The sequence below is a fragment of the Nostoc sp. DedQUE09 genome, assembly GCF_034530915.1.
GTDB lineage: Bacteria > Cyanobacteriota > Cyanobacteriia > Cyanobacteriales > Nostocaceae > Nostoc.
On sequence record NZ_JAVRCE010000077.1, the window covers coordinates 1 to 19,801 of the forward strand.

Annotated in this window: 16 protein-coding genes; 10 read left to right on the forward strand and 6 right to left on the reverse strand. The window is 41.1% G+C overall.

Going from position 1 to position 19,801, the window contains the following annotated elements; all coding sequences use genetic code 11:
• Window positions 1-705: 705 nt before the first annotated feature.
• From glgB to RMY27_RS30975, 3 genes are all read right to left on the reverse strand, one after another.
• Entirely contained in the window at window positions 706-2,997 is a 2,292-nt protein-coding gene (gene glgB, locus RMY27_RS30965; protein WP_322668660.1) for a 1,4-alpha-glucan branching enzyme, read from the reverse strand.
• A gap of 193 nt (window positions 2,998-3,190) precedes the next feature.
• The gene (locus tag RMY27_RS30970) at window positions 3,191-3,523 is read right to left on the reverse strand and encodes a hypothetical protein (protein WP_322668661.1); all 333 of its coding nucleotides are present in this window, start codon (window positions 3,521-3,523) and stop codon (window positions 3,191-3,193) included.
• 501 nt (window positions 3,524-4,024) lie between these two features.
• Window positions 4,025-4,237 carry a hypothetical protein gene (locus RMY27_RS30975; RefSeq protein ID WP_322668662.1) on the reverse strand — a complete coding sequence of 71 codons (213 nt, stop codon included), beginning with the start codon at window positions 4,235-4,237 and terminating at the stop codon, window positions 4,025-4,027.
• Between the two features lie 493 nt (window positions 4,238-4,730).
• Between RMY27_RS30975 and RMY27_RS30980 the strand changes: the two genes are divergently transcribed.
• The 4 genes from RMY27_RS30980 (at window position 4,731) to RMY27_RS30995 (ending at window position 9,533) form a co-directional block, all read left to right on the forward strand.
• A complete protein-coding gene (locus RMY27_RS30980; RefSeq protein ID WP_322668663.1) occupies window positions 4,731-5,411 on the forward strand; it encodes a hypothetical protein in 681 nt (226 codons plus the stop codon).
• 96 nt (window positions 5,412-5,507) lie between these two features.
• Window positions 5,508-7,343: a penicillin-binding protein 2 gene (locus RMY27_RS30985; protein ID WP_322668664.1), complete on the forward strand. Its 1,836-nt coding sequence runs from the start codon at window positions 5,508-5,510 to the stop codon at window positions 7,341-7,343.
• Window positions 7,344-7,521: 178 nt separating this feature from the next.
• Window positions 7,522-8,619, forward strand: a complete 1,098-nt coding sequence (locus tag RMY27_RS30990; RefSeq protein WP_322668689.1) for an iron-containing redox enzyme family protein — start codon at window positions 7,522-7,524, stop codon at window positions 8,617-8,619.
• A gap of 218 nt (window positions 8,620-8,837) precedes the next feature.
• Window positions 8,838-9,533 (forward strand): SAM-dependent methyltransferase, encoded by a 696-nt coding sequence (locus RMY27_RS30995; protein WP_322668665.1) that lies wholly within the window; start codon window positions 8,838-8,840, stop codon window positions 9,531-9,533.
• A 152-nt stretch (window positions 9,534-9,685) separates the two neighbouring features.
• On the opposite strand, the gene RMY27_RS31000 is transcribed toward RMY27_RS30995, so the two are convergent.
• A complete protein-coding gene (locus RMY27_RS31000; protein ID WP_322668666.1) occupies window positions 9,686-10,822 on the reverse strand; it encodes a DUF3466 family protein in 1,137 nt (378 codons plus the stop codon).
• A gap of 35 nt (window positions 10,823-10,857) precedes the next feature.
• Complete coding sequence (locus RMY27_RS31005) at window positions 10,858-11,874, reverse strand: glycerophosphodiester phosphodiesterase (protein ID WP_322668667.1); 1,017 nt, start codon at window positions 11,872-11,874, stop codon at window positions 10,858-10,860.
• Between the two features lie 384 nt (window positions 11,875-12,258).
• Between RMY27_RS31005 and ovoA the strand changes: the two genes are divergently transcribed.
• From ovoA to RMY27_RS31025, 4 genes are all read left to right on the forward strand, one after another.
• Window positions 12,259-13,596 (forward strand): 5-histidylcysteine sulfoxide synthase, encoded by a 1,338-nt coding sequence (gene ovoA, locus RMY27_RS31010; RefSeq protein WP_322668668.1) that lies wholly within the window; start codon window positions 12,259-12,261, stop codon window positions 13,594-13,596.
• 517 nt (window positions 13,597-14,113) lie between these two features.
• Window positions 14,114-14,254 (forward strand): hypothetical protein, encoded by a 141-nt coding sequence (locus RMY27_RS31015; protein ID WP_322668669.1) that lies wholly within the window; start codon window positions 14,114-14,116, stop codon window positions 14,252-14,254.
• Window positions 14,254-15,135: a DMT family transporter gene (locus RMY27_RS31020; RefSeq protein WP_322668670.1), complete on the forward strand. Its 882-nt coding sequence runs from the start codon at window positions 14,254-14,256 to the stop codon at window positions 15,133-15,135. Before RMY27_RS31015 ends, RMY27_RS31020 begins: the two co-directional genes overlap by 1 nt.
• Window positions 15,136-15,314: 179 nt before the next feature.
• Window positions 15,315-15,797, forward strand: a complete 483-nt coding sequence (locus RMY27_RS31025; protein ID WP_322668671.1) for an SET domain-containing protein — start codon at window positions 15,315-15,317, stop codon at window positions 15,795-15,797.
• Window positions 15,798-15,911: 114 nt separating this feature from the next.
• Here the strand turns inward: RMY27_RS31025 and ilvC are convergent, their stop codons facing one another.
• On the reverse strand, window positions 15,912-16,907 hold the full coding sequence (gene ilvC / locus RMY27_RS31030) for a ketol-acid reductoisomerase (RefSeq protein WP_100900363.1): 996 nt from the start codon (window positions 16,905-16,907) through the stop codon (window positions 15,912-15,914).
• A 326-nt stretch (window positions 16,908-17,233) separates the two neighbouring features.
• Here ilvC and RMY27_RS31035 point away from each other — a divergent pair, with 326 nt between their 5' ends.
• Together RMY27_RS31035 and RMY27_RS31040 are read left to right on the forward strand one after the other, a co-directional pair.
• Window positions 17,234-18,166 (forward strand): DUF4349 domain-containing protein, encoded by a 933-nt coding sequence (locus tag RMY27_RS31035; RefSeq protein ID WP_322668672.1) that lies wholly within the window; start codon window positions 17,234-17,236, stop codon window positions 18,164-18,166.
• A gap of 234 nt (window positions 18,167-18,400) precedes the next feature.
• Window positions 18,401-19,762, forward strand: a complete 1,362-nt coding sequence (locus tag RMY27_RS31040) for an NAD(P)/FAD-dependent oxidoreductase (protein WP_322668673.1) — start codon at window positions 18,401-18,403, stop codon at window positions 19,760-19,762.
• Window positions 19,763-19,801 lie beyond the last annotated feature (39 nt).

Sequence of the window (19,801 nt, forward strand, 5' to 3'; positions counted from 1 at the left end):
CATTATGCTGCGTCGTCTAACCTCCTAAAGATTTACTTTATAAATGGTCTCTTAGTTAAGATTTTTGCTAGTTCCAACCTGACTTGATTGTAGTGAGGAAATGAATAACCTGTCCAGTAAATTGTCTGACTTGGCTTAGATGTGTAACAAGTATGTGGATATAAATAAACAGCAAATTTTGCCATATATTATAAATAACTATTTTTTTAGGCTTATAGCGACAGTTATACTTTATTTGTTAGACTATCGAGAGTTTTTGATTAAAATTTATTTTTAAAGTCGAGGTTCAGCCGGGAGCAAATTGCTAAGTTGTCCAATTTCTCTTGGCATATTGGTTAAGCTATTGCCAACAACCTGAAGTTTTTCAAAATGATTACACAATCCAATTAGAGACAGGTAAATCACTTAAGTTTTTTGCAATAATATCAAGGGCATTTCCATCTTCGTTATATTGGTAATTGCCGAGAATAATCAATGACCTTCGTTATCGTAAAAATCCTTAGCGAATAGGGCTTTTAAGCTTAACCCGGTTTTCTGTTCTGATGATACTCCCTATATAAAAGAATGTAGAGACGTAGCACTGCTACATCTCTACAAGGGTAATAATGCATATTTAATTTCACCAGAGTCTATTAGAAAACTGGCTTGAGTAGCTATGAATAGGCAAGATTATGTGTAGGATGGGCATTGCCCCACCCTAAATTGTTATCCAATTACCTCAGCAGTCTTCTTCTTATCCAACTTGAGAATCAATACACCCAAAGGTGGTAAACACAAATCTAGCGAATAAGGACGGCTGTGCAAAGACCAATCATCCGTCCACTTACCACCTAAATTGCCCATATTACTGCCGCCATACTGACGCGCATCACTATTGAACAACTCCGTATAAAATCCCTTTTGCGGTACACCAATGCGGTAGTGAGAATGGGGTTGTGGTGTAAAATTACAAACCACGATCGCAAAATCATCAGAATCGCGATCGCGACGGATGAAGGAAACTACACTATGGCGGTTGTCGCTACAATCAATCCACTCAAACCCCGGTTCAGCAAAATCCTGGGTGTACAAAACTGGCTCAGAACGGTAGAGATGGTTCAATTCCCGGAAAAACGTTTTTAACTGTTGGTGGGCTTCATGCTGTAATAAATGCCACTCCAAATCAGCCCAAGCATTCCACTCACTCCACTGCCCAAACTCCATGCTCATAAACATGGTTTTCTTACCTGGGTGAGCAAACATATAGCTAAATAAACAACGGATATTAGCTAACTTCTGCCATGTATCCCCCGGCATTTTGCCGATGATATTGCTCTTACCATGCACCACTTCATCGTGGGACAAAGCCAGCATGAAGTTCTCGCTGTGGTTGTACCACATACTAAAGGTGATGTTGTTTTGGTGGAACTGGCGGAACCAAGGGTCCATGCTGAAATAATCCAGCATATCGTGCATCCAGCCCATATTCCACTTCAAGTTAAAACCCAGTCCGCCTGTATAGGTGGGCCAAGATACCATTGGCCAGGAAGTGGATTCTTCCGCAATTGAGAGAATACCGGGGAAATAGCTAAAGATAATGTGATTTACCTGACGTAGAAAATCTGCTGCTTCTAGATTTTCTCTGCCGCCGTACTGGTTGGGCAGCCATTCTCCTGGTTTGCGGCAATAGTCGTTATAGAGCATCGAGGCAACAGCATCGACACGAATCCCGTCAATGTGGTATTTATCAAACCAAAAGAGGGCATTTGCTGCGAGGAAATTGCTAACTTCATGCCGACCGTAGTTGAACACCAAAGTACCCCATTCTTTATGTTCGCCTTTGCGGGGGTCAGCGTGTTCGTATAGGTGGCTACCATCAAAGAAAGCTAAACCATGTCCATCTTTGGGGAAGTGACCAGGAACCCAGTCTACAATTACCCCTATCTCATTTTGGTGACATTTGTCAACAAAATACATGAAATCTTCGGGTCTGCCAAAACGCGAGGTAGGGGCATAGTAACCAGTTACTTGATAACCCCAAGAACCATCAAAGGGATGCTCCGCAATAGGTAGCATTTCTATGTGGGTGTATCCTAATTCTTTGACATAAGGAATGAGTCGGTCAGCTAGTTCCCGGTAGGTAAGAAAACGTGCGCCCGGTTTCAGTTCCGAAACCACAACTACAGGTTCCGTTTCACCATTGGGGAGTTTCGCTGGTTCCGCACTCGAAGCGTGTAACCAAGAGCCTAAATGCACTTCGTAAACTGAAACTGGCTGAGTTAGCGGGTCAGTGCGACGCCGCTTTTCCATCCAGTCTTCATCACTCCAACTGTAAGTATCTAAATCAGTGACAATAGACGCGGTTTTCGGGCGAGGTTCTTGCTGAAAACCATAGGGATCGGATTTTTCGTAAATGTGTCCTTCAAAATTTTTGATTTCATATTTGTAAGACTCCCCTACACCAATTTCAGGAATAAACAATTCCCAAACCCCGGTGGGGCCTTTACGCATCTGGTGTTTACGCCCATCCCAGAGGTTGAAGTCTCCCAACAATGAAACATTGCGAGCATTAGGTGCCCAAACTGCAAAATAAACGCCTTTAACGCCGCCTATTTCCGTAGGGTGCGCTCCCAGTTTTTCATATATCCGATGATGGTTGCCTTCACTAAACAAATGCAAGTCAAAGTCTGTCAAGTTGGGAGAACGGAAAGCGTAAGGGTCATAGGTAACACGCTCATGTTCCCCTTCTTTAATCCGTAACTGGTAGTTTGCTAGTTCTGGAGTGTCAATCGTGCATTCAAAAAAGTGGGGATGATGCACTGTTTGCATTGGGTATTCCTTGCGTTGTTCAGGAAGAACGACCCATGCTGCACTTGCATTTGGTAGGTAGGCCCGCACAGCCCAGACAGTTTTGCCATCTTGCTCTATGGGATGAGAACCTAGTATTTCAAAGGGATCGTTATGCTGATTCCAAACGATGCTGTTAACCTGTTCAGGGGCGATCGTGGTCATGGACATGAAGCTACCTAAGTGAAATAACGTGATTGACTAAATCTACTTTTTTAAAATCTATATATATTCTTTACATTTATTTGCAATTTTGTCGCCACCGTTATCCTACATCAGAATGGGGAATGGGGAATGGGGAATTGGGCAATGGGCAATGGGGCATTGCAAGAGGATGAATGACTAATGACTAATAACGAATTTATCAAAAATTTAAAAATGGGAAGAACTGAAGTAAGGTTTTACGTATACGAAGCAAGAAAATTTGTTCTCGAATTTTGGGGTCTAGTTTTGGGGGCGGGCCTTCTTGCAGCTGCGCTTGTAATTGGATGTATTCGGCAGCTGTTAGGAATTTGCCATCAATAGGCGATCGCGCTTCTATAATAATCTTTGTCCGTAATATTTCTTCTGGGGTATCCTCTGGTGGCGGTAATGCTATTACTGCCGATCTCCAATAGCTACTTAAGGCAATCGAGGTTGCACTAATTACAATTAAACTCAGTAATTTTATAGACTTTCTCGTTTTAACTCTCCTCATCTCCTGAACTACCTTCACAACGCAGGATGAAAATCTGTTTTTCCCATACCTAAATTTTCCCAATAAAAATCTGGCAATATCAAGGGAGATTACCAGGTCTTTCCTGATACGGAATAGACTACGGGAATGCTCAAGAGCAATTGCCAGCGATCGCGATAAATTATTTTACCCTCTCAAAACTCAGTAGTATAAGCAATTTAAAATGCCAAACGAGGGAAGTATCTGCCTACAAAATAGCTTAGATTTACTCAACTCCCTTGCACTGGTAACAAGTTTGAGCGGGCGGGACTTTTAGAAGGACACTTGGTAGAGGACATAACCCTCTTTACCAGTGTCCTCTACTTCCTGCCCTACTTAGTTGATATTTGAGCAAACTCTAGGCTCTGATAAACCAGCATAAAAATGAGGTTTTTTTGTCAATCCCATTAATTCGAGCTATGTAGTGAGGAATGCTGTCACTAAGTAGTTCTGGGCGCGATTTAAACTAAAGTTTAAGATGCCTTATTTAGGAGTAGCAGGAGCAGTCGTTGCGGGAGCAGCAGGAGTAGTCGCTGCGGGAGTAGCAGGAGTAGTCTTAACAGCAGGTGCATCAGTTGGTTCACCTGTAGCAGCTGGAGTAGAAGTACCAGCACCATCACCACCACCACCTTCACAGGCCCCAAGAATTGCAGCCAGACTTAACATTAGAGCAAAACCAAAGATTTTTGTTTTCATAACTCCTCTTTCACCAATTGTGGCTAGAACAATTTTTCACCTGTTGAATACGATACCGTATTTATTGCTTTTTTTAAATTCTGCGAGACTACATACTAAAAAAAAACAATCCTTTGGGGTATTGTTTTTGGAATTACGTATTCTGATTAGTTTCTCTTAACTCAGGAGCAAAACGAAAATTTCCAACTTATTTCGCAAACGAGGCTATGATAGCAAAAAATTTTATTTTTTTCACAGAGTATTGCATCTGGCTACCTGACGTTGCCATACTTTAGGTGCGATACCTAAAGGGTAAGCTGTCCAGTTTCTAATCACTGATTGCAAACATTGCATATCTAGGGGATGCAAACATTGATACAGCTACCCATCAGAAAAGTTAAAAGGGTGTAGTCTGTTATGTGTGCTTGTTGCACAGAAGGTGATTTTAACCTTAGCAAAACAGACAATCAATTTAAAGTGCAGTATTTTCCATCTAAAAAAAAATTAAAAATTTATGGTAGTTGGTCGTAAATCTACTGTTTCTACACGGGGTAATTGGTTCCGGCGAGATTCTATCCTTTCTTTAGGAAGGCGACGCTCTGCGCGTATGGAGTCAGCAGCACGGAGCGCTTCTACAGCAGTATCCTCTCAAAAACAACAGCGTTCCTCAAAAAAGTTAGCGGTTTCTCCCACAAATGACGCAGTTATAGCCAAATCGGTGAAAGAGTTGGGTAGACAACAATTACCAAATCTCAACGAACAGTTGAATGCGAACCAAAAGAGTCCGAGGGAAGGTTTTCTTGGGCTTCCGACAATGCCTAATTCTAGAGTTACACCTTTGTGGTTGCTGCGCTTGTATACCTTTCATCGTTATTCGTCAGTTGTGGCGTTTTTGTTAGTAGCATCGACACTTGCTGTTTATGCTTGGACAGTCTATTCTCAAGAGCTTTGGGGTCAGTCATATCGCAGACTGCAAAACCTTCAACGTCATGAACGGCTGCTAACAACAACCAACGCGACGCTGAAAAATAAAATGGCTAATGAAGCAGAACAACCAACAGCAGGGCTGGTATCGCCAACTCCTGAAGGAATGATTTTCTTGCCTCCAGCATCTCAGAGTCCTAAGCCAGTATCACCTAACACAACGCCAAATTCTGAAACGCAACCGCGAACACTCTCGCCACTGGGATACTAATTTTTAAGAGTCATTTGTCATTTGTCATTAGTCATTAGGACTGAGACTTCTGGTTAATCACAAAAGGCAACAGACAAGGGACAAAGGACGAACCCAATGCAGAAGTCACCAAGCAGAACAAAATTCAGAAAGTTTCGGAATCCAGCATTGACAAGCCAAAAAAAGGGTTATAAACGAGGGCTTTTGGGAAAATTAGCCTCTAGTATGCAAGACCAAACATCCAACACTAAGTCCCGGCTGTTCATCGTCTGGGGCATATTAATGGTATCAGGGTTGGGATTGACTATTAACTTGTATAATCTGCAAATTGTCAAGGGGCCAAAGTTAACTGAGTACGCACGCAACCAGCAAATGGTGAATGTGCGACCTTTTATGCCCCGTCGCCCAGTGGTAGATCGCAATAGCGATCTATTGGCTATTGACCGTCCTGTATATACTTTGTACGCTCATCCCAAGCTGTTTGATAAGTCTAATGAAAATATGGCAGAGCGACTTGCCCCAATTTTGGCAAAAGATACTGCTGAATTGGTAAAAACTTTTCAAAGCAAAAGAAGCGGAATTATACTTGCGCCAGCTTTACCAGAAGAAATTATCGATCGCGTCATCTCTTTGCGCTTAAATGGTCTGGAGTGGACTCAAAAATACTCCCGATTTTACCCACCAGACGATTTGGTTGCCGATGTGGTGGGCTATGTGAATGTTGACCGTCGTGGTCAAGCTGGTGTGGAATACTCTCAAGAGAAGTTGTTAGAACGTCCTGTGCAAACGGTGCGCCTCAGTCGGTCGGGTAATGGAGTCTTGATGCCAGATCGGGCGCCCGAAGGTTTTTTGCATTTTGACGATTTGCGATTACAACTCACTATCGATAGCCGTCTGCAACGAATAGCTAGGATTGCGCTCAAACAACAGATGGAGAAGTTTGCCGCTAAACGTGGCGCGGTAATTGTCATGGATGCGCTGGATGGTTCCTTACTCGCCCTCGTTTCTCAGCCGACTTATAATCCTAATGAATATGCTAAATCTGATATTTCACTATTTAAAAACTGGACAGTAGCGGATCTTTATGAACCGGGATCGACTTTTAAGCCTTTGAATGTGGCGATCGCTCTGGAAAATGGCATCATCAAACCAGATGATATGTTTAATGACTCCGGTAATATTCGAGTCGCTAATTACAACATCAAAAATGCGATGAATAATGGGAATGGGCGAATCAGCATCGCTCAGATTTTGCAATATTCTAGCAACATTGGCATGGTGCAAATTATCCAACGCTTAAAGCCTTCAATCTATTACAACTGGCTAGAACGTTTGGGGCTAGGACAAAAAGTTGATACAGATTTACCTTTTGAAGTCGGCGGGAGGCTCAAAAGTCAAGAAGAATTTATCGCTTCGCCAATTGAACCAGCTACTACTTCTTTTGGACAAGGCTTTTCTATGACACCGTTACAGCTAGTACAAATGCACGGTGCTTTAGCTAATGGCGGTAAGTTAGTTACGCCCCATGTAGTTCGCGGGTTGATTGATAGCAAAGGGCAGATGCATGATTCACCCACTCACACCATCCCCCGCCAAATTTTTTCAACCGCAACAACTCAAAAGGTTGTGGAAATGATGGAAACTGTTGTTACTGAAGGCAGCGGTAAGCCGGCACAAATTCCGGGATATCGCATTGCTGGCAAAACTGGTACAGCCCAAAAAGCTAGTCCCAATGGCGGATATATCAAGGGTGCGAGAATGACCAGTTTCGTGGCTATTTTACCCGTGGAATCTCCTCGTTATGTAGTGTTTGCAGTGGTGGATGAGCCAAAAGGAGAAAGTGCTTATGGTTCTACTGTCGCCGCGCCAATTGTGAAGTCGGTGATCGAAGCACTGATTCCTCTTGAGCAGATTCCGCCCAGTAAGGCGATTGAACAGCAGAAAGGGCCGTAGGCAGGGGAGGCAGGGGGAGAAGATTATTGCCCAATGCCCAATTCCCAATCCCCCTTTCGTCTGAAACTTAATCATTTCTCTATAACCAGGGAAAGAGGTACAGAAAGCTACTGGTGTGGGAACTTAGATATTAAAGGTGAAAGTAACTTTTCATTTTTCTAAAGCTACCGAAGATTCCATGCAAAGCAATTTAGTTATATTTCCTAAGGTTGAGGCTGCGAAAAATAGCACGCAAACTAAAGAAAGAACAATTACCAAATACGACCGTGCTGAAGAGCAATTTATAGAACTGCTAGCAATGGAGGATTTGGACAATAAACTGGATGCAAATCCTTTAATAGCCACTGAGTTTGAACAGTCACTCTCTATGGCAATTGCCGCTGCTTATGCAAACGATCGCTCTGATGAACAAGCTCACCGTTTTCTCCAACGAATACTTTATCGTATTAATCGGCTAAAGCTGTTTTGGTACGACGATTTGCGGCATTATAACAATGAGCGATCGCTGTATTTGCGCTCATGCCGCGACCAAATTGAAGCTGCTTGGCAACAGTGGGAGTTAGCACAATTCGATGTGGCTGCACTGCAACAATTAGATGTAAAACAAGCTTTAATTGAGCGCACATCTGCTGATTTAAATCCGCCTTTGTCGGAGAGTAGCCGCTACATTCGTGAGGAAATGACTGAAGCAGGCTATCGTCACTTGCTAGCGATCGGCTCTTTTGATGGCTTGGTTGAAGCTAGTCATCTTTCCCGCATTTTGGGTGGTGCTGCTAATGAAGTGCAGTGTACGCTGATGCGAGTACTAATAGAAGAATATGGCAATGGTCGTTTATCTCGCAAACACTCGACATTTTTTGCCCAAATGCTGGCTGAATTTGGAATGAACACCGAACCAGAGGCATATTTCGATTTAGTACCTTGGGAAGTGTTGGCTTCGACAAATTATAACTTTCTGGTGACTGAGCGCAAACGCTATTTCTTGCGTTACAGCGGTGGGTTGACCTATTTTGAAGTGGCTGGCCCTGCGATTTACAAAAATTATCTGCTGGCGGCGCAACGACTCTTACTCTCAGAAGTAGCGGTGGGTTATTGGGAACTGCACATCAGAGAAGATGAACGCCACGGTCGTTGGATGTTAGATGATGTGGCTTTGTCATTAGCAGAACGATATCCCAATGATGCATGGGAATTGCTGCTTGGATACGACCTGCAAAAACGTATGAGCGATCGCGCGGGGACGGCAGTTGTGCGATCGATACGCGAAGCAGAATGAACCGCTTTTCTCGTATGAGAAATCCCAAAAATTATAAATAGCAGGTTATTCTAAGTCTTTTAATTTGACATTTAAAAGTCATTTTATTGCTCATTCACCTGCAAATAAATTTCTTTAGCAAAGGGTTGCTAAAGGAAGAGTTTTTTATTGCCTGAATACAAGGTAATAAACAACCTCCTATTACATTGATTATACCTTACGCATGGAAGTGCAATCAAATGAAAGATATCTTTTTTTGCCCTGAAGAATCTAATTTCTACTCCAACTGCTTAGAAAGCTTTGTGATCAGAAATTGTCAAAATTCCGAATCCATAGTGGAGTTTGGCTCAGGAGATGGCAGCCCTGTAATTAATACCTTATTGAGAAACAATTTTGATGGAATTATCCAGGGATTTGAATTAAATACTTCTGCATGGAAAGTCGCAAATTCAACTATTGATGAATACAATCTCACTAATAAATACATCATCCATAATTCATCTTTGTTTAATTCTTCTCAACCCGATGCCGAATATCTTGTAGCCAATCCACCCTATCTCCCAGCACCAGATAATGATATTTATATGCCTCTCTTATTTGGGGGTGTAGATGGAGCCACAGTTACCAACGAGCTTTTATCGTTAGATTATGAAAATGTATTGGTTTTAATATCTAGCTTTTCTAATCCAATCAATACGTTGGATTTAGCAAAAGAAAATGGTTATTATGTTCAAAACTTCATGGTTTTACCTTTACAGTTTGGCTACTATAGCTCTGACCCCAAGGTAAAGAATCACATCGAGAAACTCCAAAAAAATCAGATGGCATTTTATTCTGGCGATTATTATTTTTTGGCGGGAGTTTTATTTAAAAAATACCAGGAGTCTGCAATTGATTTATCTAATCAATTAGCTCAGGTGATGACTAGTTTGTGAAAATCAAGAACAATTTCAGTGATGTTATCCCTTGCCTAAAGTACAGATGTGTCTCTAAGCCACGCTTAGAAACACATCTTCAAAGATTTTCACGAGCATTTTTATAAATGCATATTCCCAAGTAATCATTTTGTCTGCCTGAAGTTATTGCATTAACTTCTTTGTTCTATGGCTGCACTTTTAGAGTGAGGTTTGCGCTTAAATGCAGCAAAGAAAATTACACTAGCACCGAACGACAAAATAGGAAAACCTGAAGTTGGTTCTGCTACAGAGACAGATGAGATTGGCGTCAACAGGAAGGCGCGTAATTCACCATTAACTGCACCACGACCGACAATTTGCCCATTATTATTAATGGCTGATGCTGCTGTTAAAATAAACCCAGGGTTGTAACCAGGAGCAAGCAGGTTATTTAAGTCGTACAGAGTGTTATCACTATAAAGAAAAGCCCGCAAACCGTTGCCATCTGCGGCAAAAAAATCATTGGTAGTGCCAGAAAGCCCGACTACTTGACCCAAATTATTGATCCCCGAACCAATACTAAACAGATCTGTAGGACGTAACCTACCAAGGTTTTGGAGTCCTGTGCTAGAACTGTACACAAAAGCACGACTATCATTTACGCTAGTGAGTCCCGAACTACCAACTACTTGTCCTGAGTCATTAACATCGTTTGCTACGCTGTATCTGTCACCTGGCAAAGTTCCCAAATTAGTAGTTTGGCCGTTTTCGTACAGAAAAGCTGTGTTTGAATTGAGAATGCCTACAGCTTGTCCCAAGTTATTTAAACCGTAAGCAACTGCACTAGGAGTTCCTACACTGGTTGCTACACCATTGCTGTACAAAAAAGGTCCAAGTCCGCTTGCTCCCCCTACTACTTCGGTGCGATCATTAATTGCATAAGGAATAGCATTTTGAATTGGGAGGCGTTGGGTGAGACCATTGCTGTACAGGAAAGGGTTATTTCCAGTAAAGTTATTAATATTAGCCGAATTACCAACTACTTGCCCCAAGTTATTGATACCAGTCACTGCAAGTTGATTATCACCAGGCAACGAACTAATTGTTTTGAGCGAACCATTACTGTAAAAAAAAGACCTACTCAAAGTATTAATGGCTACCTCACCTGAGTCATTAATATCTGTAGCGTAACTGTAGGCTTCTCCTGTAAGAGCGCCTAAGTCAGTGACTGAGTATAAAGATACCGCCAATGCCGACTTAGATACAGCAAGACTGGTTGCGGTGAAGGTAATTGCTGCTATACAGGATTTCCACTTAAGTAAAACCATGTTACTTTTCTGTGATTTTGTATTACCCTACCAAATTACCACTGAAGAGTAGAGTGGCAAGCTGCCGTATCTGGGTAGTCAGTAAATACACCATCAACACCTAAGCTGAAAAATAGTTCATATTCTCCTTGGGGATTTCCTTGAAAGTCCAGTGGTAAAAAACAGTCTTCATTGCGGAAAGTCCAGACATGAACCAGCAAACCAGCTGCATGAGCATCTATGACTAAGGATGTAGGCGATCGCAATTTACCATTGTTGTCTCTAGGAACCAGTAAATTTTTATGAATCCCAATTGCTTGTGCATATTTGGCAATTTCTTTTAAACTCGATGCTGTGACTAAATCTGTATAGGTGCGTTTGCAGCCACTAACGACAAAATCATAGGGTTTACCACTGTTATTCAGCAATTGCACTAAAGGTAAATCAGTCTTTGTGGATAAATCTTGTAAATTACCCACTTCAAAAGACTGAATAAAAACAGGTGCATTAGCTCCCTGATAACCGTTGGCTGTTAAAGTTGCAAGTAGGGGTGCTTCTAGACCTAACCCAATAGATTGAAAATAAGTTGGGTGCTTAGTTTCTGGGTAAATGCCAATCGCCCGATTAATTTCGCCACTTTTAACCTTGACTAAATCAATGATTTCTTGCAGCGTGGGAATTTCTAAGAGTCCATCATAGGCGGTATTTTGCGATGCCTGCGGCGAGCTATGCCTACGCACTTGGGGAATTCGCTCTTTAGCTCGTAGTGTTTTCAGTTCTGTTAGGGTAAAGTCTTCAGTAAACCAGCCAGTTTTTAATTCGCCATCAATTATTTTAGTGGTTTGAAGATGAGCAAATTCTGCATGGGTTGCAACGTCAGTGGTTTCAGAAATCTCATTTTCGTGACGAGCAATTAAAATACCATCTTTGGTGGAAACTAAATCAAGTTCAATATAATCAGCCCCAAGTGCGATCGCCAATTCATAAGCAGCTAAAGTATGTTCTAGACGATAGCCGCTAGCGCCTCGGTGTGCAATGATTATTGGAGATGTTTCTTGCAAAGTTGTAGTCATTTAATAATCTTGTTATGTTTATTACCACTGAATTATTTTTTGGCTAATAGTTTAACTATTCAAGTAGAATTAAGTTAGTCAAATCTATGGTATTACTACACTAAGTCGATAAACTTTTAGTCTTATTTGAAAAACTAATTATTGAACAATAAGTATTGCTATTAAATAATAAACCTGTCATATTTAATAATCTTATTTGATACCTCCTTAAATCCTATTGTGTTTAACACATTTTATAGGATTCATCTTTATTTTTTCAAAAAAGTCAGTACATATCTATTTTTTTCCCGCGCCGTGTTCTTTACCCATGCAAGTAAATTCAAGAATCAAATCAGATTTCGAGATAATTAATTTTTTTCATTGTTCTATAATAGTAATTTAACCATGAATAGTCTGCAATCTGCTAAACCTCCAAAACTTGATAGTTGTAATAACCAAGTTATCCTCGATTACTTTGAGAATGCTTGGCAACTGGAAGATATATTATTAAAAAGTCTAGTTGGGGAAGATACATTTTATCTCAATCCTGACCCTTTGAGAAACCCTCTAATTTTTTATCTGGGACATTCGGCTATTTTCTACATCAATAAATTAATTCAGGTAGGATTATTAGAAAAACGCCTCAATCCAGAGTATGAAATTTTGTTTGAGATTGGAGTCGATCCAGAAATACCAGAGGAATTAAATGAAGCGATCGCTCATCTGGAATGGCCGCAAGTTGCACAGACTTGGGAGTATCGAGAACAAGCATATTCCGTAATTTCCGAGCTAATTAAGACAACCCCAATTACTTTGCCAATTCATCCCAGTCATCCTCTTTGGGCTTTAATGATGGGGATTGAACATCAACGTATTCACATTGAAACTTCTTCAATGTTAATTCGCCAACTACCAATTGAGAGAGTGAAACGTCCCCAAAATTGGCAATATGCCCCTTTGAATGGTTACACTCCTGAGAACGAAATGATAGAAGTTGCTGGTGGAGTAGTAAAACTCGGTAAAGCCTTAGATGACTCCACTTATGGATGGGATATTGATTATGGCGATCGTACTGTTGAAGTTGCACCCTTTTTCGCCAGCAAATATCTGATTACCAATGCAGATTTTATTTATTTTGTAAAAGCTGGTGGTTACGAAAATCAAGACTATTGGGATGAAGAGTCTTGGAATTGGAAAACTCGATACGGTATTCAATGTCCCAAATTTTGGTTACATGAAAATGGTAGCTACAAATATCGAGCTATGTTTGATGAAATTGACTTACCCCTAGATTGGCCTGTGGAAGTCAATCATTATGAAGCAATGGCTTATTGTCGTTGGCAAGGGAAAGATACTCGCTTAATGAGCGAACCAGAGTACCATTTAGCAACTTATGGTAATAGTTTATTAGATGATGTAGAAAATTATAATCTCAATTTAAAATTTGGTTCTCCTAGTCCTGTTGGGATGTTAGAAACAGCCAAAACTTCTTCGGGATTGCATGATTTACGTGGCAATGTTTGGGAATGGTTAAGTAATAACTTAAACCCTCTTCCAGGATATCAACCTCATTTTCTTTATGAGGATAATTCTGCCATCTTTTTTGATGATAAACATCAAATGATGTTAGGAGGGTGTTGGATAACTAATGGTACAGAAGCTTTAAAATATTACCGCAACTGGTTCCGTCCAAATTTTTATCAGCACGCTGGTTTTCGGATTGTCCAAGATATCAAATATTAACATAATATGCCTGAGTCAGATACTATAAGTTTACAGAAATGCCAAATTTTTTGAATTTCTGTTTTGAATCATGATATTATAGCTTTTCCTAATCATACAAGGTACATTATAGTCCCCTCCTAGCTTGCAGTGAGGGTTATTTTACCTGCTTCAACTACAACTAATTAGCAGAGACTATTAATCATCACAGAAATTTAGTGATACCAATCGCTCTCAAGTTCTCATGCAGATACGGTGATGTCAGGTTTGGGCAAATTAGGCAATCAATTTAGTAAGTTTTTTCTTGGGAATGCCTCCCAAAGTGATAAACAATGATTTTATCGAACCCTGCAAACGAGATACTTCCTGACGTTTGCAATTATCTGATCGCTAACCACTTAATGATAGAATTTTTATTGATTGCAGATTTTTGATAATTACAAATACTGTATATAACACAACCAATGATACAGTTTAGATTAGATTAATGCAAACTTCCTTTACCTTTTAATTGCAATGCGGAAAAAGATATGAAATTATGAAAATTGGATTAGTAGTACTTAGGCAACTAAAAAGCCTCAATTCTGAAGGTAGTAACGGGACGGAACAAAAACAAAATTATTTATGCGATCGCATTCTCTATGGATGTAAAGAAACATTATTCAATCAATTAGTTTGATGCCACCTGAAAATACCTTGCGTTTCAAAGGAATAATGCTGCTTATTTTTGTGAATTTAAGCGGTGCTACAACTTTTCCATTGACTAAAGACATAGTTAGTAGCCTTTCACCAAGTGCATTGATTGCTAGCCGCTTTGTCATAGCCGCAGCAGTTTTTGCCCTAAATTTACGTAATATTAACGCAATTTTATTTCGTCATGGTACAGTACTAGGGCTTTTGCTTTTCTTTTTGTTAGCTATAGAAACAATTGCACTCAAGACCATACCAGCAAACCGGGCGGCATTCATTGTCAGTTTGAGCGCACTCATTGTCCCTCTGCTGGGATGGCTGAGTGGTAAGCGCGTACTGTTGAGAACTTTCCTAACCGCTGGAGTAGCTGTGATTGGTATTGGTATCATGTTTTGGGAAGGGGGAGAACTACGAATTGGCGATCTGTTGATGTTTATTGATACTTTTATCTATGCAGCCTACCTAATTTTCCTAGAGCGAGTTGCACCCCGTCACCCCACCTTACCACTCACCAGTGTTCAACTTATGTTCGTTGCGGTGCTAGGGGTACTCTGGAATAACACGCAAATCCTTAACCAATTTGAGGTAATTCGCCAGCACTGGGTAGTGATTCTCTACTTAGGGCTGGTGTCGACGGCTGCTGTAATCTGGTTTCAAACATTGGCACAGCAATGGGTTTCATCTGACGAAGCTGCCTTACTTTATACACTTGAGCCATTGTTCGCCACAATTTTCTCGTTTTCGCTACTTGGAGAACATTTGGGAATACGCGGTCTAATTGGCGCGATTCTTGTCTTACTTGCTCTGGTTCTAAGTCAAAGCCCTCAAAAGATTGAGCCAGAAGCAAAATTTGAGGTACAGAACAGTTAAGTTAATCGGCATTTAAGTTGCATAAAAGTAGGGCTGGAGCCGCTTACTACAAGCGAATCATTCTAGAAAAATGAATCAAGATTAGCTTAACGGACTGTTAGCTAGAAAGTGAAATCTAATTAGTCCAAGTTTTAAACTTGGAAGCCGCAAGAAATTTAAACATAAGTGAGTTTTTATCTATGAATACAGCAGAGTCGATTTCAGATGCAAAGCTAAATTCTCATGTCACGATTCAGCAAACAGCAAAAGGACGAGGAGTGTTTGCTACAAAAAAATTTGCAAAAGGGGAAACCGTCGTAGTGGGTATCCTAATTGAAGCAGTTCCCGAACGAACAATTTCTTCTGTTCAGATGGATTTTAATTTGCATATCAACTTAGATGAGCCTGCTATTGTCACCAACCATTCTTGCGATCCAAATACTGGGGTAAGGAACAATCAGTTTGGGGGATATGACTTCGTTGCTTTGAGCGATATAGAAGCAGGTGAGGAAATTGTCTGGGACTACGAAACCACCGAATATGAACCAATTGCTACCTTCCGGTGCTTGTGCGGATCTCTATCTTGTCGAGGGAAAATATTAGGATTTAAATTCCGGGAACAAATTTTGCGTGATACTTATGGACAGTACATTGCAGATTATCTCAAAACTCAAAGCAAATGATATTCAGACATCTCCAGAAATTAAATATGCTGTAACCAGAACCTTTATAGAGACGTAGCAGTGCTATGTCTCTACATTCTTTTTTTTTGGAGATGTCTGATGTTATTTTTTTGCTTAAGCCTTTTTCAACCAGCTAAACATAGCGCGTAAATCTTTACCAACTTCCTCAATTTTGTGTTCAGCTTCTTTACGACGCATGGCAGTAAATCCTGGTTTACCAGATTGGTTTTCGAGAACAAATTCTCGTGCAAATTGCCCAGATTGAATTTCGCTGAGAATCTTCTGCATTTCAGCTTTGGTTTGTTCAGTCACAATCCGCGGGCCACGCGTATAATCGCCATATTCAGCTGTGTTAGAAATGCTGTCGCGCATTTTGGCTAAACCACCTTCCACAACCAAGTCTACAATCAACTTGACTTCATGCAGACATTCAAAATAAGCCAATTCTGGTTGATAACCAGCTTCTACCAAAGTTTCAAATCCGGCTTTGATTAAAGCACTCAAACCACCGCACAATACCGCTTGTTCGCCAAATAAATCGGTTTCGGTTTCTTCACGGAAAGTAGTTTCGAGAACACCGGCGCGAGTACCACCAATACCTTTAGCATAAGACATGGCGCGATCGCGTGCCTGACCACTGGCATCTTGATAAACTGCAAACAGGGCTGGTACACCTTCCCCACCTTCATAAGTCCGCCGTACCAAATGCCCCGGCCCTTTTGGTGCTACCATCACCACATCTACATTAGCCGGTGGTACAACTTGCCCAAAGTGAATATTGAACCCGTGGGCAAAAGCCAACACATTCCCTTCTTCTAGATTGGGTTCAATCTCGTTTTTATAAATCGTTTTTTGGACTTCATCAGGTAACAAAATCATGATGAAATCAGCAGCATTGGCAGCATCTGCAACATTTTTCACAGTTAACCCAGCTGCTTCAGCTTTTGCTACTGACTTACTACCCGGATATAGTCCCACAATCACATTCAAACCACTATCTTTGAGATTGAGAGCGTGGGCATGACCTTGGGAACCATAGCCGATGATAGCAATAGTTTTTCCAGCCAAAAGGTCTAAATTGGCATCTTCGTCATAATACATCCGGGCCATAGAAGCATCTCCTGTCAGCAAGCATCGTCATTAATTCGCAGGCTTACGATTGTACCCCAAATTGAGTAACACAGATGAATTATCAATCATTCAATTTATCTCTGTGGAGTGAGGAGAGGAGGGAGTAAGGGAGCAGGGGAAGTAGGGGAGCAGGGGGGCAGGGGAGTAGGGGAGCAGGGGGGCAGGGGAGAAAAATTACATAGCTAGTCCCAATGCCTAATGACAAATGACTAATGACAAACCCTGTTACATAAATCGCAACAATACAGGCTTCGAGTTTTTCTTCAGTAATACTGAGGTTAACTTCATCCATCTAGGGGTAGATTATGCATACTTCGACTAAATTACCGCGCACATCTGCTTTATTTATAAGTGCGTTATTGGGAGGGGTGATTTTCACTAGTTGCGCCTCTTCGGATCGATCAACAAATCAGGCTTTACCTCAAATGGCAGCTCCAATGGCAGGCGATGGCGCGGTAAATCAATTATCTGCTCGTGAAAACAGTATTTCCCAAAAGGCGGAAGCTGCACCAATAGCGCGTTCTCGTCCCCAACTCATCAAAAAGGCAGCAATCTCTTTGACTGTCGCCTCTGTAGATCAAACTGTCGATGCCGTTTCGCAAATCATCAATCAACAGCAAGGGGATTTAATCGGGTTGAAACAACAACAACCTAAAAACGACAACCCGCGCTACACAGCAACAATCCAATTGCGGATACCAGAGAATCGGCTAGAACCTACCCTAGAACAACTAGCTAAATTAGGCACTGTTAATAGTCGTAATATCACTGCCGAAGATGTAGGCGATCGCCTGGTCGATTTCCAAGCCAGATTAACTAATTTGCAAAAAACTGAAGCAAATTTGCAAAAAATTATGGATCGGGCTGGTTCTGTCAGAGATGTGCTTAGTGTTGCCCAAGAACTGAGTAATGTTCGACAAACAATAGAACAAATTGATGCCCAACTAAAAAGCTTACAAAATCAGGTTGCTTATTCCACTATTACGCTGAACCTAGAAGCAGCAGTTTCTAGCACCAGTCCCCAACCTGCCTTGGGTTTGCAAGTTAAGGAAACTTGGAACAACTCCACCCATTCTTTGAGTGCATTTTCCGTTGGCTTACTCAAACTGGGTATTTGGTTAATTGTTTACAGTCCCTATTTGTTAATTTTTGCTGCTTTTATCTATGGCTTTAACCGTTGGCGGCGAACTCATTCCCCACGTTTGCCACACACACCAGAGTCAACTAGTTCTGACTAAACTTGCATAAATTCTACATCTACCTTTGATAAATCTACATAGATAAACAGGGATTCAAAGATTCCAAACTCCTATTGTCTGTACCTTTGTGTTAAAAAATTTTGTTTATCCTGTAGTTTCGATTACTTTAATACTTTTTCAAATGTAAAGAGCAATACAAAATATATGATGACAATTTTGATACAAATCTGTTAAGAATAGTTACAATAGTCGGCATACACGATAATATTTCTTATGGTAAATTCACTTGACAATAATCCACCCCATAAAGTAGTGATCGTTGGCGGTGGTTTCGGTGGACTTTATGCAGCAAAAACACTCGCCAAAGCGGCAGTAAACGTTACTCTGATTGATAAACGTAACTTTCATTTATTTCAACCCCTTTTATATCAAGTCGCCACAGGTGCGCTATCTCCGGCTGATATCTCCTCACCGTTGCGTTCTGTCCTCAGCAAGAGCAAGAATACGAAAGTGCTGCTGGGAGAGGTGAATAATATCGATCCAGAATCAAAACAAGTGATGGTAGGCGACGAAGCAGTACCTTACGACACCTTAATTGTCGCCACAGGTGCGAAGCATTCCTACTTTGGCAAAGATAACTGGGAAGAATTCGCCCCAGGCTTGAAAACTGTAGAAGATGCGATAGAAATGCGTAGCCGGATTTTTTCGGCCTTTGAAGCCGCAGAAAAAGAAACCGATCCAGAAAAACGCCGTGCTTGGTTAACTTTTGTAATTGTGGGTGGCGGCCCAACTGGTGTAGAGTTAGCTGGTGCGATCGCAGAATTGGCAAATCAAACTCTCAAAGAAGATTTCCGCAACATCGACACCTCAGAAGCCAAGATTTTGCTATTAGAAGGTTTAGATCGGATTTTGCCACCTTTTGCACCAGAGTTATCACAAGAAGCAGAAGCATCCTTGACGCGCTTGGGTGTGGTTGTGCAGACAAAAACATTGGTAACAAATATTGAAAATGATATTGTTACCCTCAAACAAGGCGATGAAGTTAAAGAAATTGCCTCAAAAACAGTATTATGGGCAGCAGGTGTAAAAGCTTCCGCAATGGGAAAAGTGCTAGCAGAACGCACAGGTGCTGAGTGCGATCGCGCTGGACGAATTGTTGTTGAACCTGACTTGAGTATTAAGGGACATCCCAATATTTTTGTAGTTGGCGACTTAGCAAATTTTTCTCATCAAAATGGTAAACCGCTACCTGGTGTTGCACCTGTAGCCAAGCAAGAAGGTGAATATGTAGCAGCACTAGTCCAAAAGCGGCTTGTAGGTAAAAGTTTGCCACCCTTTGCTTATACCGATTATGGTAGTTTGGCAATGATTGGGCATAATTCTGCTGTAGTCGATTTGGGCTTTACCAAGCTGAAAGGTTTCGTTGCATGGCTGTTTTGGCTATTTATTCACATCTACTTCTTAATTGAATTTAACAACAAATTAGTAGTAATGATTCAGTGGGCATGGAGCTATTTCACCCGTAATCGCGGAGCAAGATTGATTACAGGGAAAGAATCAATTACGGAATTTGTAATTAGCGATCGCAACATTTATTACGCATCAGCCGATAATAAACAGCCAGTAAATATCTAATTGGGAATTTGTCATTAGTCATTGGAACTGGCTATGTAA

What these genes read in the sequence shown, in the direction of transcription:
- RMY27_RS31020 (WP_322668670.1), top strand. Translation starts at nt 14,254, where the DNA reads ATGCCACCTGAAAATACCTTGCGTTTCAAAGGAATAATGCTGCTTATT.
- glgB (WP_322668660.1), bottom strand. Translation starts at nt 2,997, where the DNA reads ATGTCCATGACCACGATCGCCCCTGAACAGGTTAACAGCATCGTTTGG.
- RMY27_RS31025 (WP_322668671.1), top strand. Translation starts at nt 15,315, where the DNA reads ATGAATACAGCAGAGTCGATTTCAGATGCAAAGCTAAATTCTCATGTC.
- RMY27_RS31035 (WP_322668672.1), top strand. Translation starts at nt 17,234, where the DNA reads ATGCATACTTCGACTAAATTACCGCGCACATCTGCTTTATTTATAAGT.
- RMY27_RS30970 (WP_322668661.1), bottom strand. Translation starts at nt 3,523, where the DNA reads ATGAGGAGAGTTAAAACGAGAAAGTCTATAAAATTACTGAGTTTAATT.
- RMY27_RS31000 (WP_322668666.1), bottom strand. Translation starts at nt 10,822, where the DNA reads ATGGTTTTACTTAAGTGGAAATCCTGTATAGCAGCAATTACCTTCACC.
- ilvC (WP_100900363.1), bottom strand. Translation starts at nt 16,907, where the DNA reads ATGGCCCGGATGTATTATGACGAAGATGCCAATTTAGACCTTTTGGCT.
- RMY27_RS30990 (WP_322668689.1), top strand. Translation starts at nt 7,522, where the DNA reads ATGCAAAGCAATTTAGTTATATTTCCTAAGGTTGAGGCTGCGAAAAAT.
- ovoA (WP_322668668.1), top strand. Translation starts at nt 12,259, where the DNA reads ATGAATAGTCTGCAATCTGCTAAACCTCCAAAACTTGATAGTTGTAAT.
- RMY27_RS30995 (WP_322668665.1), top strand. Translation starts at nt 8,838, where the DNA reads ATGAAAGATATCTTTTTTTGCCCTGAAGAATCTAATTTCTACTCCAAC.
- RMY27_RS30975 (WP_322668662.1), bottom strand. Translation starts at nt 4,237, where the DNA reads ATGAAAACAAAAATCTTTGGTTTTGCTCTAATGTTAAGTCTGGCTGCA.
- RMY27_RS31005 (WP_322668667.1), bottom strand. Translation starts at nt 11,874, where the DNA reads ATGACTACAACTTTGCAAGAAACATCTCCAATAATCATTGCACACCGA.
- RMY27_RS31040 (WP_322668673.1), top strand. Translation starts at nt 18,401, where the DNA reads ATGGTAAATTCACTTGACAATAATCCACCCCATAAAGTAGTGATCGTT.
- RMY27_RS31015 (WP_322668669.1), top strand. Translation starts at nt 14,114, where the DNA reads ATGAAAATTGGATTAGTAGTACTTAGGCAACTAAAAAGCCTCAATTCT.
- RMY27_RS30980 (WP_322668663.1), top strand. Translation starts at nt 4,731, where the DNA reads ATGGTAGTTGGTCGTAAATCTACTGTTTCTACACGGGGTAATTGGTTC.
- RMY27_RS30985 (WP_322668664.1), top strand. Translation starts at nt 5,508, where the DNA reads ATGCAGAAGTCACCAAGCAGAACAAAATTCAGAAAGTTTCGGAATCCA.